Origin of the sequence: Pseudomonas sp. 58 R 12 (assembly GCF_900005865.1) — a bacterium.
Classification (GTDB): domain Bacteria; phylum Pseudomonadota; class Gammaproteobacteria; order Pseudomonadales; family Pseudomonadaceae; genus Aquipseudomonas; species Aquipseudomonas tritici.
This window is the reverse complement of sequence record NZ_CVTP01000003.1, coordinates 57856-70074: the sequence shown is the minus strand read 5'-3', so window position 1 is coordinate 70074 and position 12219 is coordinate 57856. Positions and strand designations below refer to the sequence as shown.

Annotated in this window: 14 protein-coding genes, 1 tRNA gene and 3 pseudogenes; 1 reads left to right on the top strand and 17 read right to left on the bottom strand. The window is 56.1% G+C overall.

Annotated elements, in window-relative coordinates; all coding sequences use genetic code 11:
• Window positions 1-57: 57 nt before the first annotated feature.
• The 9 genes and pseudogenes from BFP95_RS01745 to BFP95_RS29905 form a co-directional block, all read right to left on the bottom strand.
• Entirely contained in the window at window positions 58-2937 is a 2880-nt protein-coding gene (locus BFP95_RS01745; RefSeq protein WP_065909073.1) for a DUF927 domain-containing protein, read from the bottom strand.
• Window positions 2934-3206: a DUF3077 domain-containing protein gene (locus BFP95_RS01740; RefSeq protein WP_065909070.1), complete on the bottom strand. Its 273-nt coding sequence runs from the start codon at window positions 3204-3206 to the stop codon at window positions 2934-2936. Before BFP95_RS01740 ends, BFP95_RS01745 begins: the two co-directional genes overlap by 4 nt.
• The gene (locus BFP95_RS01735) at window positions 3203-3487 is read right to left on the bottom strand and encodes a hypothetical protein (protein ID WP_017846196.1); all 285 of its coding nucleotides are present in this window, start codon (window positions 3485-3487) and stop codon (window positions 3203-3205) included. Before BFP95_RS01735 ends, BFP95_RS01740 begins: the two co-directional genes overlap by 4 nt.
• Window positions 3484-3642: a hypothetical protein gene (locus BFP95_RS29735; protein WP_003175981.1), complete on the bottom strand. Its 159-nt coding sequence runs from the start codon at window positions 3640-3642 to the stop codon at window positions 3484-3486. Before BFP95_RS29735 ends, BFP95_RS01735 begins: the two co-directional genes overlap by 4 nt.
• Window positions 3643-4017: 375 nt before the next feature.
• Window positions 4018-4323 carry a hypothetical protein gene (locus BFP95_RS28705; RefSeq protein WP_083224187.1) on the bottom strand — a complete coding sequence of 102 codons (306 nt, stop codon included), beginning with the start codon at window positions 4321-4323 and terminating at the stop codon, window positions 4018-4020.
• Window positions 4320-4637: a helix-turn-helix transcriptional regulator gene (locus BFP95_RS28700; protein ID WP_083224186.1), complete on the bottom strand. Its 318-nt coding sequence runs from the start codon at window positions 4635-4637 to the stop codon at window positions 4320-4322. Before BFP95_RS28700 ends, BFP95_RS28705 begins: the two co-directional genes overlap by 4 nt.
• Before the next feature lie 555 nt (window positions 4638-5192).
• Window positions 5193-6434 (bottom strand): tyrosine-type recombinase/integrase, encoded by a 1242-nt coding sequence (locus BFP95_RS01730; protein ID WP_065909067.1) that lies wholly within the window; start codon window positions 6432-6434, stop codon window positions 5193-5195.
• 166 nt (window positions 6435-6600) lie between these two features.
• Window positions 6601-6677, bottom strand: a tRNA-Met gene (locus tag BFP95_RS01725).
• Window positions 6678-6868: 191 nt separating this feature from the next.
• Window positions 6869-7153: pseudogene (locus tag BFP95_RS29905) on the bottom strand (sigma factor-like helix-turn-helix DNA-binding protein); the annotation flags it as partial.
• Here BFP95_RS29905 and BFP95_RS01715 point away from each other — a divergent pair.
• Window positions 7149-7922 (top strand): annotated as a pseudogene (locus tag BFP95_RS01715) (flagellar biosynthesis protein FlhB); the annotation flags it as partial. The pseudogenes BFP95_RS29905 and BFP95_RS01715 overlap by 5 nt on opposite strands.
• On the opposite strand, the gene BFP95_RS01710 reads toward BFP95_RS01715, so the two are convergent.
• From BFP95_RS01710 to BFP95_RS29900, 8 genes and pseudogenes are all read right to left on the bottom strand, one after another.
• Entirely contained in the window at window positions 7923-8261 is a 339-nt protein-coding gene (locus BFP95_RS01710) for a transcriptional regulator (RefSeq protein WP_065879662.1), read from the bottom strand. It abuts the pseudogene before it with no gap.
• 11 nt (window positions 8262-8272) lie between these two features.
• On the bottom strand, window positions 8273-8476 hold the full coding sequence (hrpT, locus tag BFP95_RS01705; protein ID WP_065879661.1) for an HrpT family type III secretion system protein: 204 nt from the start codon (window positions 8474-8476) through the stop codon (window positions 8273-8275).
• A pseudogene (locus BFP95_RS01700) lies at window positions 8473-8892 on the bottom strand (type-F conjugative transfer system secretin TraK); the annotation flags it as partial. The pseudogene BFP95_RS01700 and the gene hrpT, both read right to left, overlap by 4 nt.
• The gene (locus tag BFP95_RS28695) at window positions 8868-9248 is read right to left on the bottom strand and encodes a type III secretion protein (protein ID WP_083224183.1); all 381 of its coding nucleotides are present in this window, start codon (window positions 9246-9248) and stop codon (window positions 8868-8870) included. The gene BFP95_RS28695 and the pseudogene BFP95_RS01700, both read right to left, overlap by 25 nt.
• Window position 9249: 1 nt before the next feature.
• Window positions 9250-9477 (bottom strand): hypothetical protein, encoded by a 228-nt coding sequence (locus BFP95_RS01695; protein WP_065875209.1) that lies wholly within the window; start codon window positions 9475-9477, stop codon window positions 9250-9252.
• Window positions 9478-9596: 119 nt separating this feature from the next.
• Window positions 9597-10166 (bottom strand): type III secretion system stator protein SctL, encoded by a 570-nt coding sequence (gene sctL / locus BFP95_RS01690; protein ID WP_065875208.1) that lies wholly within the window; start codon window positions 10164-10166, stop codon window positions 9597-9599.
• A gap of 583 nt (window positions 10167-10749) precedes the next feature.
• Window positions 10750-11535, bottom strand: a complete 786-nt coding sequence (gene sctJ / locus BFP95_RS01680) for a type III secretion system inner membrane ring lipoprotein SctJ (RefSeq protein ID WP_065875206.1) — start codon at window positions 11533-11535, stop codon at window positions 10750-10752.
• 6 nt (window positions 11536-11541) lie between these two features.
• On the bottom strand, window positions 11542-11901 hold the full coding sequence (locus BFP95_RS29900) for an EscI/YscI/HrpB family type III secretion system inner rod protein (RefSeq protein ID WP_225930677.1): 360 nt from the start codon (window positions 11899-11901) through the stop codon (window positions 11542-11544).
• Window positions 11902-12219 lie beyond the last annotated feature (318 nt).

Genomic DNA, 12219 nt, shown 5'->3' with positions numbered 1-12219 from the left:
TTTCTCGTTGGCGGGCCAGGCCAAGGTGAGCCTGAATTCCTCATGGAGCGGCCGTTATTACGTCGCCTGGTCGCCGTGATCACCTTGTTCTGGCACTGCCACAACTACATAGCAGCGCTGCAAGCCCAGCCCCGGTAGTCGCACTGCGGTTGAAGCTTTGCCATCCTTTCCAGGCTCTAAAACGCCTCGTCGCAGGAGCTCTTTGTTAACCGCACTCAGGTTCATGCCTCGGAAGATTTCGGAGCGCCATGCTTCCGGCAGCACGTAGTAGGTGTTGGTGGTGTGCAGGGCATCGCCCATGCCGTGTTCCATCGTCTTGCGAAAGCCCAACCGATCAATCGTGCGTGGGCCGTGTTCATCGATCTTGGCTGCGGCAGATTCCCAGCGGGTAAAGCGGCTTTCTCCGAAGCGCTCGATCACCTGGCGCAGTCGCGCCAAGATCGCATCGCCCTCGAAGTTACCGGCGCCTCCGCGTTCGGCCAGCCACGCATGCAGGCACACACGTGCGGCGGTCGTGGCCGTACCGTCCGGCCAGCCGGTGACGCCGAAGGCGGTGGCCAACTCTCCGGCTGCTGCCGCGAGGCCGAAGCGAAGCGCGGCGCGCTGGGCTTGTCCGCTGGCCGAGGCGGGCAGGTTTTGGGTGATGAACTGCTCCACCGTATGGCGAACGATCACCGACCACCTGAGCATTTCGCCAGGCGCACACAGTACGTGCAGGAAGGCAGCAAGGGGCGTGCCGTAGTATTTGGCTACACGCGCCTTGAGCGCATCGGAGAGGGCGGCAGCGTCCTCAAAACCGTTCAGCACATCGAACATGCCGAGCCCTTTGCTTGCATCCGCCGGCACGGCGAGCATGCGCACCTCCATGCCGGCTTTCAGCTCCTTGTTGGCATCCGCCATGTGCTGCGCCAACGTCTTCTCTCCCGTAGAGAGAAACAGCAAGCGCCACTCCTGCACCTGTCGGCCCGCTTGTCCTCGATCATTGGCCCGGGCCTTACCGGTGCCATTGCCCAGCATGTAAACCGTTTCGCCAATGATGCGCGGGTCACACATACCGATTTCATCCAGCACCAAGAGGCCGTCTGAGTGTGCGGCAGCGATGGACTCCAGAGCGTTATCTGTTGAGCGCCATGAGCGCACCAGGCGCGGCCCGCCATAGACCGAGGCAGCGACCTGCAAGTGGGTGGTCTTGCCGCCGGAGCTGTCGCCATAGAGATGGAATCCGCCTGACTCATGCCCGAGCAGGTTCAGCAGAGGCCCTGCAAAGGCCACAGAGACGACAAACGCCAAGCGGTGATTACCAACGCACAGTGCGCCGATTTGCTGCTGCCATTGCTCCAGAGAACCCGCCTCGCTGATCGGTGGCAGTTGGGCACCGGCTTCATAAAAATGCAGGTGCTCGGCGTGCGATCCGATCTGTTGTTCGGGCAATAGAAACGCATTGTCGTGCCAGCCCAGGCGCGTCACCAAACGTGCGCGCTGGGCGCTATCGAAGCCGCCAAGATAGCTTTGTAGGTCGTTGCGGGCATTGCGTCCTGATCGGCTCCCGGCAAGGCGCAGGCCCATGTCTACCAGCGGGCCGAGTACGTCTTTGCCGAAGTCGCCGGTCATGGTCCTGGCTGGAATATTCCAGCGTTTTTTTGCGCCGTCCGGGTCGTCGAATTCGACCAATAAGCCCCAGTTGTGTCCCTTGTCGTCACGAGTGCGGGCGATGATTTCGAGAGGCGAACACACGGGGCGCGCCTCACCATCATCGCCGGAATAAAACACCCCTTCAGGCGTCAGCCGAAAGCCGCCCGGCAACAGATCATTTTTCGATTTCGCAGGGCGTTTGGCGGGGACCTTGGTCTTTGGTTCTTGAGGCTCAGCAGCATTGCCGAAAAACTCAGCGCTGCGGACCAGCTCGGCGACGTGGACAGCGGTCCAGCCTTTGGCTAGCGCATCCGCTGCATCGTCACCGTCCGCCCATTTTCCACCCTTGATGAGCGTCGGCTTGCCGCCTTTGCTGCTGGGCTTGAGCTTGAACACGTCGAGCGAAATTCGTTGTACTGAGGCGACGCCTAGCTCAATCAACTTCAGCTCGATGGCGTCCATGCAGGTCTTGCCGCTGGCATCGTTATCCGGCCACAACACCACCGTGCGCCCTCTGAGTGGCGTCAGGTCGGCCTTGTGCCAAGAGTTGGAGCCGTTCGGCCAGCACATGGCTACATGGTCGGGCATCAGTTCAGCGGCGGCATCAGCAGCCTTCTCGCCTTCACACAGCACCACAGGCGCATCGGCCCGCTGTGCCAGCTCATCCAGGCGCAGCAGTGGCCGAGGCTCCAGCAATCCTTGCCAGCGCCATTGCGTGGTTTGCCCATCGGAGCGCTTGCACCAGGTCAACGGTGCGAAAATCTTTCGCGGCTTGCCGTCTTCGTCGGGACTCAGGTCGAAGCGATACAGCGCCATGATCGGCTGGCCCTGTGCATTGCGATAGATCCACACCTTGGACGGAGCACCGTGTTGCCGGTGCTTGGCAGGGCACTTGTTCATGGCCTCGGCCGGGATCGGCTGGATCGCAATCCACTCCGGCGCTGCGGGCTTGGCCGGTGCGCTTTTAGCGTTCGCCGAACCGTCGGAAACGTTGAGCAGGTCCGCCAGCTTTTTGCAGGCATCAACGTCGGTGCCGCCGTCGATGTAGCGCACCAGGTCGATCAGGTCGCCGCCCTTATCGCCGGTGGCAAAATCCGCCCAGGTGCCTTTGCTAAAATTGACCTTGAGTGAGCCTGCGCGTTTGTCCGTACGCGTCGGATTCGGCGCGGTATATTCCTTGCCGCCGTCGACGCGTTTGCCGTTCGGCAGCCACTGAGTAAGGACGCGGTCGATGTTCTTCAGAGCGGCGCTTTTTACGTCAGCGAAGCTCGGGCGTTTTGATGTGCTGCCGGTGCGCTGAGTCATAGTGTGGTCCTCGCCTCAAGCAACGCCTCGTTCACGTCGTCGATCAGCGCCTTAGCCATCTCTCCGAGGTAGAACGCAGGCCAACTAAAACGCTCGCCCGCATCGCTGATGGCGGCATCGAGGATCAGTTGATTGGCGTGGTGAAGAATCTGGGAGACGGCTTCAAGTGCGTCCTCCAGCGGGATACCGGCATTCACCCGAAACAGGTTTTGGCCGTTACCGTTGGCAGGGGAAAACTCAGAGCGTCCACGCGTGCTGGAGTTGGTCACAGTGCACCGCCTTTCTGGCCCATCGGCACAGAGGAGGCATCACCGTACATGGTGAGTGTTTTGATCAAGCCCAAGGTGCCGCGCACATCCCAAATAACCGACGACAGCACGCGGTTGGAGAGCAGTGGTTTGTCCCCGTCTAAGTGGTCTTCTAGCAGCATGAGAACTGAATCGGCACGGTCGAGCGCACAGGTGATGGCGTCGATAGGCAGACCGGCTTCAGCGTCTTGGCTGACGCAGAGGAGATCCTCGGGTAGTGCAAAGCCTGGGAGCATGCTCATTGGGCACCCCCTGCGGCTTCCAGGGCGCGAGCCTTGGACATATGGGCGTTGTAACGGGACAGACGTGTGGCGAGGCTGGAGTTGGCGTGTAAAGCGGCGAGAGCCATTGCTCGATGAGCGGCGGCGCGAATTTTGGACGGATTGAGGGCGTGCATCTGGTGAAGCTCCTGTATGTGAGGAGCTGCCACGGTTCGCCGCTAAACGAATTAGGGTGGCAGCTGTGCGCGGGTTAGCGGACCGGGCATACAGGACCCCGGCAGACCCGAAGGTCTCCCACGCACAGCCACCATAAACGAGAGTCGCAGGCACAAAAAAAGCGCATGCAATCGAGTCGGAAGCGCTTGTGCGCCTGTATGTGCTCGGGCCGCTAAACCCGGTCGTTGAATTTGCAACGACGGCCAGAGAGTAACGTCGGTTTTTTGAAAGTGCAACCGTGCGGATCGCTTGCGGATTTTTTCGATGGGGCATAAGTTGGTCAGGCATGTAGATTTACCTCAACGCCTCCGGTTGCCGCCGGGGGCGTTTTCGTTTCAGGCATGGACTTCCCAGCGCAGGGAGAGCAGTGGGAGAAAGTCGCCGTCGAGGCAAGATCGTGCATCTTCGTAAGCATCGATTTGTTGCCCTTCATCCACGATCACTGCACGCGGGGCTTCGCTGGGTATTGAAAGTGCACACCAGGTGCCGTCTGCCCATCGCATAACTACAACTACTCGATTCAGGCGTTTTTGTTGCGTTCTGTGGCGCTCAAAACGTTGCATCCATCGTGACGAGAAACCGACTTTTCTGAGTACAGAGAAGGGCTGCAAAATGACCTTAGTGGCGATACGGTTCGTCATGCCGCCACCCTATCTCGAGCTGCGATTCGTGCACGCGTCCAATCTAAAACTTCAGCCAGTACCCATGCGACGGGAGCGCTACGAGCGTTACTAGCGCTGAGTTTTACTGGAAGTGGGAAGCCGCTATCCGCTTGCTGCATTAGTTTGTAAATCGTTGGGCGCGCTAACCCAACTATGGCCATTACTTCCGGCATGCGGATCAGAATTGCTGAAGGGTCTGCGGCAAAATGACTGGTTCGCTTGGCGTTCAGATCGCTTGTTTCGTAAGAGCGGATTTCGGTGGGATTTGCGGACTTGCAGTTATGATCATTCATGGATGACCCCTGGTTATGGATACAGGGGTATCTATCTATACATTTATCTAGATGAAGAAAACTACTTTTCCCCTAGATCGGTCAATGTGTAGTCAATATGGGGGTAACGCAGGGTGAACGCGGCGGTTTAGTAATTGCGCAGCTAGCACTGGTCGATCAGGTGGCAGGCGTCAGCGACCTGTCCACGGCAGAGATCATAGAGCGGTTGCGCTGAGAGAGATTTGAGCAGGCCGCGGCTTAGCGCCGAATGCAGTACGGTTTGGCGATCAGTCATTGCCAAGTGTCTCAGGCGCTGTGTAACCGAAAGTCCCACGCCCTGCGCTTGAAGGGCGGAGCCAGCGAAGGTCGCTTGGTAGGCTGGGGCGAAAAACGCCTGCCCGCAGCACCTGAGCGCTGACTTTTGCGTTACACGTTGGGGCTGCGTTACATCGGATGTACGCTATGTCGCTCAACTGTGTAACGGGCGTGAAAGCCAATAAATCCGGGTACTTGGCGAGTGGCGTTACACGAGTAACACGCGTTACACCGGATTTACATGGGCCAGGGTAAGTGCTCTCACACTGCCTTCCCAAATTGACCTTGCACTACATTCCCGGCCTCTAGGGAATCGAGATGATCGGCGTACCACTGCATCATCTGTGTACGTTGCTCAAGGTACTGAGCCTTGTTGTAAATCCCTCGAACACCTTGTGCCTTGTGGCTGAGTTGGGCCTCGATATGGTCAGCTGGATATCCGTGCTCGTTGAGGATCGTGCTGGCGATGTGGCGGAAGCCATGGCCGGTCTGGCGGCCCTCGTAACCAAGGCGTCTGAGTGCCATTAGGAACACGGTATCGCTGCGGGGTTTAGTGCGGTCGCTTCTACCTGGAAACAGGAGTGGGTAAGCGCCGGTGAGTTGCCGAAGCTCCAATAGGGCTCCGACTGCTTGAGTGCATAGTGGTACCAGGTGCTCACGACCTTTCTTACGACCCTTACGCTCGACTGGAACGGTCCACAGCCTCTTGTCGAAATCGAACTCTACCCAGTGTGCTTCTCGGAGTTCGCTGGGGCGTACAGCCATCAGGGTCAACAGCCTTAGGCCAAGCTGCACATCTTTGGCGTGGGGATAGGAGCGTATCGCTCGGAGTAACCCTGGAAGCTCATCAGGGGAGACGTGGGCGTAGTTCTCTGCCTTTCCCGAGGACAGAAATTTATGCACACCCTCCAACGGATTGTTGACTGCTCTGCCTGTCACTCGAGCTAGATCATAGATATCTTTGCAGTAAGCCCTCACACGGCTCATCTGTTCCAGAATCCCCTGACGCTCAAGCCCTCTCAATAGCTCCATCCACTCCATCGACATGATTGAGGTGTAGGGGCGTTTACCGAGCGAGGGGAATACATGGCGTTCAAGTGCGCCAAGTATCCTTTTAGCCGTACCAGTATCCCAGCCGCTAAGGCGAGACGTGTGCCACTCCCTTGCCAATGCTTCAAAGGTGTCGTTGGCCGCATCGATCTCGGCGGCTTGGCGAGCTTTCTTGGAGGTGATCGGGTTCTTACCTTCCGATGCGTCGGAGCGTAGATCAGCCGCTTTCTGTCGAGCGAAAGCGCCACCCACTTCCGGGTAGCCGCCAAGACCAAGCCATGACCATTTGCCGTCCGGCTTCTTGTAGCGTAATTCCCAGGACTTTTGGCCGTTTGGCTTGACCCTGAAATACAGCCCTGGGCTGTCTAGTTCGCGGTATGCCCCCGCCTCAGGCTCCAGGCTGGAAAGTGTCGTGTCAGCGAGAGGGCGTCGCTTGATATCTGTGCGTTTCATCCTTGTATGCCTTCAGTTCAATTATTTATGAAGCATACACGTGGGCATACACGGAGGGGAAGGATAGGGATAGATAAAGGTGGGCAGCCAGAAACAAGAAAGCCCGCACTAGGCGGGCTTCTTGAGGTGATTCATAGACTGCTGTAGACATCTATGGATCGGTACTTGGTGGCTACACAGGGACTTGAACCCCGGACCCCAGCATTATGAATGCTATGCTCTAACCAACTGAGCTATGTAGCCAAGTGGCGCGCATTATTCGCGTAGAACAGAAATGCGTCAAGCATTTATTTTGAATTTTTATCTACGCTTTCAACTGTTTAAGCGAAATCACCGGATCTAGCGACGAGTGGTTCGTGATTCACCCTGTCGAGTACCCGAAAAGCCTGATCGCGTTGGGCAGATATCCCTGCCGCCCAACGCGTGGTCTGGCTTTAAGGAAACTGCGAGTTGTGTGTGGCGCGTTTAAGCTGCTCGCGCGCCCTTGAAAGGCGCGAGCGAACAGTGCCGATAGGAATGTCCAGTGCGTCAGCTGTGTCCTGGTAGCTACCGTCGGTTTCCAGTGAGGCGTATAGCGTCTTGCGCATTTCCATCGGCAGGTGGTCGATGGCGCTCAGGGTTTTTTCCAGGCGCCGGTTCACCTCAAATTCCCAGTCCAGGTTGTGGTTGTCTTCCTGGCCATGCCACAGCGACTCATCAAATTCGCAATGCACAGGCTTGCTGTTTGCTCCGGAGACCCTGAAGCTGGATTTCAACCGCCTCAACCCGATCAGCCAAATCAAGCAAATGTTCTCAGCCCAGCAATTGATGAACCTATTGATGAGCGTTGCGAAAGCAATTCTTATCGCTTTGATTTTGTACGTGGTGATCCGACCCTCATTGGGCACGCTGATCAACCTGGCCACCAGCGATCTGCAAAGTTACATCCTGGCGTTGATTGCGCTGTTTCGTCACCTGCTGCATGCCTGCCTGGGCATGCTGCTGGTGCTGGCGCTTATCGACCTGGTGATGGTCAAGCACTTCTTTGCCAAGCGCATGCGCATGACCCAAGTGGAGGTCGTCAAAGAGTACAAGGACATGGAAGGTGACCCTCACGTAAAGGGGCAGCGACGGGCACTGGCGCATCAGATGGCTCAGGAAGAACCAAAGGTCAAGCTGCCCAAGCTGGAAGAGGCCGATATGCTGGTGGTCAACCCGACTCACTTTGCCGTGGCCCTTTACTACCGGCCCGGTAAAACGGCGCTGCCCCTGCTGGTCAGCAAGGGCACAGATGACGACGCGCGCAAATTGATCCGGCGCGCCAAGGCGGCCGATGTGCCGGTGATCCAGTGCGTCTGGCTGGCCCGCACGCTCTACACGAAAAAACTGGGAGCCAGCATACCCCGCGAAACCTTGCAGGCTGTGGCGCTGATTTACCGTACCTTGCGCGAACTCGATGATGAAGCCAAGCGCGAAACCCTGGAACTGCCGGAGCTCGAGCAGCGCTGATCACCTGTCCAAGGCTTGCAGATTGGCCAGCGACAGCATTCGGCTGAGGATCCTGTCGAGGGTGGCGTTCGTTGCCGGCAATGCATGCCAGATCACCAAATGGCCTTTGGCGTCGAGGTAGATAAAACAGCCATCGAACGCCACCGCCTGTTCAAAACGTCGCTCCAACGCTCGCTGCAATTGCCCGGCCTGCAACGCTTCGCGAGCGACTTGCAGGGCCAGCCCTGGGCGATTTCCGGCGGGCAGTGTGCACACCTTGATACCGGGCGCGAGGGACAAGTGAGCGGCAGCGCCGCTCACCAGGTTTTCCAGAAATACCTGGCGCTTATAGTCGGGCATTTCCTGGGACCTCATCGTTCCAGTGACACAGTCTGGTAATCCGCCCGCTCACCGGCGGGGCCAGGTTCGACGCGCATCTGCGGCGGCCACCAGATCACCATCTTGTCCTTGGTCGATTGCGGGCGTGAGCACGAATCACCTTTGCAGGTGGGCGTACAGCCGGTGATGAGCACCGCTGCGCCGATCAGGGTTATGCACAAAAGTCTAAGTTTCATGGCGTAGCCTTTTTATCGGAAGTGATCAAGGACGGACGGGGCACACTGATATGTTCATCCTTCAACACGGGGCGCATGGCGATAAATACCTCGGCTTCTTCACCTGGCTTGAGCCAGGCACGTGGCCATACGGTGACCGCGAGGGTCTGCGAGTTGCTGCATTCCTTTTCATCGATACGCACATTGCGCTTGAACTGGTTGCGCAACACCACGACCGCCACGTTGTATTCCGGGCCGGCGTACCACTGGCTGCGTTCGGTATTCAATGCCAGCAAGTCTCGGGTGCTGCACAAGGTGTTCAGCCCCAGAGGCATCGGCGCGGGTTTGAACGCCTTGGGCACTTCCCCGCTGACGAGGCGTGCCAGGGTGCCGATGATGTCACTGCGCTTGATCACCGGCTCATGGGGGGAGTCACGCTCTTGCGGGGGCGGGAAAGGCGTGCGGCAACAGCTCGCCAGGTGTCGCGTTGGTTGAGCAGGGCTTCGAGAGAATCGATCAGGGTTTGTTCGCCTTGATCTGCGTGCAGACACTGGATTAGCCAGAGCGCACCATTGGTGGGTGCTTGAGCGAGCGCGCCGTGGAAGCGATTCAGGCTCGCGCCTCCCAGCCGTATCCATGTTTGCAGTTGCGAGTTATCGGGTGCTTGGCGGGTCAGTTGGACACTTAAGTGCAAAGTGCAAGCATGACGTTGCAAGACTATTTCAAAATCGTCTTCGGACAAGCTAATTTGTTTTTCGCCGCTGTTAAACCATTTAATAAGTAAACTGTTCAATTTACTGAAAGCTATCAAATGTCGTTTTGTACATCATGTGGGTGGCACGGCCATGTTCATGCTGTGCCAACTGAGTGTAAAAAGTATCCCTCGATAATTTTCCGAATATCGCTGAGAGTTCGCTTAGGTCACCAGGATCTTGCATGGCGTCGTCCATGGCATTGTCAAACTGTTTCTTGACAGCGTTTCGACTGCTTAAAAGTTGCGGTGCTAATTTATAGAAGTCCATATTTTCTTTCCTGATGTGTTTGCTGATGCTGTGGTTGTGGCTTTCCTCCAGTGATCAGTTCCTTTTTTATACGACTTTGAAAAAAATCTTACGTGAGTTTGTTTTTTTGACTACGCGCTCTAATGTTGTCCAAGCGCTTCAAGCATTGAACTCCAGCTGATACGGAAGTCTCCCTCATCTGTTTTAAGCACTAGCGTTTGAGGCTCGACAGTTTCGTCAGGTTGAAGCTTCCAGAGCGTGGACCTCTGGTGGGCGAAGCATCGTTTTACGATCTCTGTTTCAAGGGGATGGCAGAGTAGTGTCGCGCTGACTTCTGGGAGCTGAACCGCTATAAGATGCCTGAGCAGAGCTGCCAGACGTTTCGGTTCTGCGGTATCGTCAAGCAGTCTGTTGATGGCTTGATTGACGACTGAGGTGGCGTACCTTTCCAAGTCGTCGCACATTCTCTGACGTTCACTTTCCCAGCGCTTGAACTGGGCGTCCGCGCGTTGCCATATTTCAAACGCAGCCCTCTCCAGCATTGCTTCACGTTCTTCATTAGCTTCAGTCAGCAGCTTATTGGCTTGTGCCGTGGCGTGGCTCAGTAGTTGGCTGCCCTGCGAGAAGTCAGCAAGCGTCTGGCGCGAGATGAGGGTTTGCGCCAACTCAAGGTTGTCCTTTTGAACTTCAATTGTGCGTCGGCAGAACATCGCTATGCTCCTTGCTCGTTCGAGTCAGAATGAGTGTTAACGCGTGCCATGGTCGTAGCACGCCAAACGAACGCTTGCCAGAGTGTGTCCAGGCGGCCGTGTCCACTTTCAAGTGGAGAATATTTTTTCTCCATCTCAAGCACGCGTTCATAGGGGAAACGCAGTCTTAGACGCTGCCAAATGGCGGGCTCAACCCAGTTATGGAGCAGTTGCAGCGGATCATCGTTGGGTAACAGTATGTCCGGAGGAAGGGCCCTGGAAAGACGCATGCACCACAGCTGATGATCTTTGCTCAACGGGGTTACTGGCACAGGATTGAACGTACAGTGAATCAGCAAGAGTATTAAGTTGAGCTGCTCGGACGAGGCAAGAACCAGTCGAAGTAGAGTGGGAGTAGGGGGCGGGGGCAAGCAGGGAGCGATACCAACAGCGTTGAGGTTCATTGAAATGCCATTGCGATAAAGCGTTTCTATGGCCGCGTACTTATCGACAGATCTCCAGTCTTCGTGGGCGTATCGCCATGGGAGCGCCCACCACTGAGCCCACGTCAAACCCTCTTTAATCAGGTCGTCGTCACCAGGCATCATGAGGCTGAATGGTCAACTGGCAGTGGCGCCAAGAATGCTTGCTGTCGCTTATGGCGTAAGAACAATAGGGTAGAAGCCGCTAGCACTAAGCCGATCAGCAAGGACGTCACGCTGACTTGCCAGAATCCGATGTCACTCTCGGGGACGAGAAACGGACCGAAGTAAGCCATATGTTGCTGTTCCTGATACGCCGTCGCTGGCACGAATATCACGGTGAGCTTTTGCGGATTGTCCACGGCTGAAGTCATACCGGGGAGGCTGCTCGCCACGAGTCTGCGAACACGTGCCCGGATGTGGTCGGGGTCGAGACGTGCGTCGTGCTTTATAAAGACTGAAGCCGAGGCGGGCTGGACCGGTTCGCCTGGGGCTATGCGTTCGGGGAGTACCACATGCACTCGAGCGACAATGACACCGTCAACGTTGGATAAGGTGGATTCAAGCTCTTGTGATAGGGCATAGATGTAGCGAGCACGCTCTTCAAGGGGCGTTGAAATAACGCCTTCCTTGCGAAACGTATCGCCTAGCGTGGTTCGCGCCAATCTGGGTAGGCCTGCCGCTTCGAGCGTGCGTACTGCGCGCCCAATGTCTCGCGCATCGACAGCAACGACAACGCCATCTTTGGCTGCGACTTTTTGGGCGCGAATATTTTTGTCTGCAAGTTCTGCAATGACTTCATTTGCTTCTTGTTCGGTCAGTTTGCTGTGGAGTTCGACACGGTCGCCGCAACCGTTCAGCACAAATGTCAGGAACACGAGCAACACTACGGGCAGAAAATGATTCATACCTACCTACTGCAAATTACAAATCTTGTCGATACATTGGGTTGTTTTGCCAAGGCTCTTCACCAGGATTTGCGACTGAAACAACGCATTGGACAGTTGGTTCGGGAATTTGCCGAGCAGTTCTTCATTGCCCTTCTTGCTTATACCCTTCAGGGTCTTTTTGAGTTGGTCTGTTGTACTAGAAAGCTCTGAGGACGCGACAGTTAATATATTTGAGTTTTGCAAGAGGGCAGTAATCGGCTGGCTTGAGTGTGCAAGTGCCGATTTGAAGAAGTCCACATCCGAATGGGATGCCAGAGAGGCGAGGTCTGCCTCATTAGCGGCGAAACCACTACGCGTTGATCTTACAGCTTCTGTAGTTTTCATAGAGAGCCTGGCGTATGAAGAATGATGGATTGGCGCCCGTCCGGCGATCAGGAGTAAACGTTGTCTGTTTATCGTTTATTGCCATCTCCCCGACCATGAGTCGGGGAGATGAGCTTTATTAGTTTCGCGCTTGAATGGTGGCTTTGTCGTATGAATCTTTTTTTGCGTCATTCATGTCTTTAGCGGCTATAAGTTGGTCCTCTTTGGCTCGCTGCTTTTCTCCTTCCATTTGAGTGTCAGCGTTTTGGTATGCGTTATATCCGCTGTACGGCGAATTGCTGGAACTTGGAATCATAGGTATATCTCCAATTTTCAATT

Excerpts from the sequence above, each read along its gene's own strand:
- BFP95_RS29735 (WP_003175981.1), bottom strand. The coding sequence starts at position 3,642 with ATGCACGCCCTCAATCCGTCCAAAATTCGCGCCGCCGCTCATCGAGCA.
- BFP95_RS01735 (WP_017846196.1), bottom strand. The coding sequence starts at position 3,487 with ATGAGCATGCTCCCAGGCTTTGCACTACCCGAGGATCTCCTCTGCGTC.
- sctL (WP_065875208.1), bottom strand. The coding sequence starts at position 10,166 with ATGTTCTGCCGACGCACAATTGAAGTTCAAAAGGACAACCTTGAGTTG.
- BFP95_RS29900 (WP_225930677.1), bottom strand. The coding sequence starts at position 11,901 with ATGAAAACTACAGAAGCTGTAAGATCAACGCGTAGTGGTTTCGCCGCT.
- BFP95_RS01710 (WP_065879662.1), bottom strand. The coding sequence starts at position 8,261 with ATGCCCGACTATAAGCGCCAGGTATTTCTGGAAAACCTGGTGAGCGGC.
- BFP95_RS01695 (WP_065875209.1), bottom strand. The coding sequence starts at position 9,477 with ATGGACTTCTATAAATTAGCACCGCAACTTTTAAGCAGTCGAAACGCT.
- BFP95_RS01730 (WP_065909067.1), bottom strand. The coding sequence starts at position 6,434 with ATGAAACGCACAGATATCAAGCGACGCCCTCTCGCTGACACGACACTT.
- hrpT (WP_065879661.1), bottom strand. The coding sequence starts at position 8,476 with ATGAAACTTAGACTTTTGTGCATAACCCTGATCGGCGCAGCGGTGCTC.
- sctJ (WP_065875206.1), bottom strand. The coding sequence starts at position 11,535 with ATGAATCATTTTCTGCCCGTAGTGTTGCTCGTGTTCCTGACATTTGTG.
- BFP95_RS28705 (WP_083224187.1), bottom strand. The coding sequence starts at position 4,323 with ATGACGAACCGTATCGCCACTAAGGTCATTTTGCAGCCCTTCTCTGTA.
- BFP95_RS01745 (WP_065909073.1), bottom strand. The coding sequence starts at position 2,937 with ATGACTCAGCGCACCGGCAGCACATCAAAACGCCCGAGCTTCGCTGAC.
- BFP95_RS28700 (WP_083224186.1), bottom strand. The coding sequence starts at position 4,637 with ATGAATGATCATAACTGCAAGTCCGCAAATCCCACCGAAATCCGCTCT.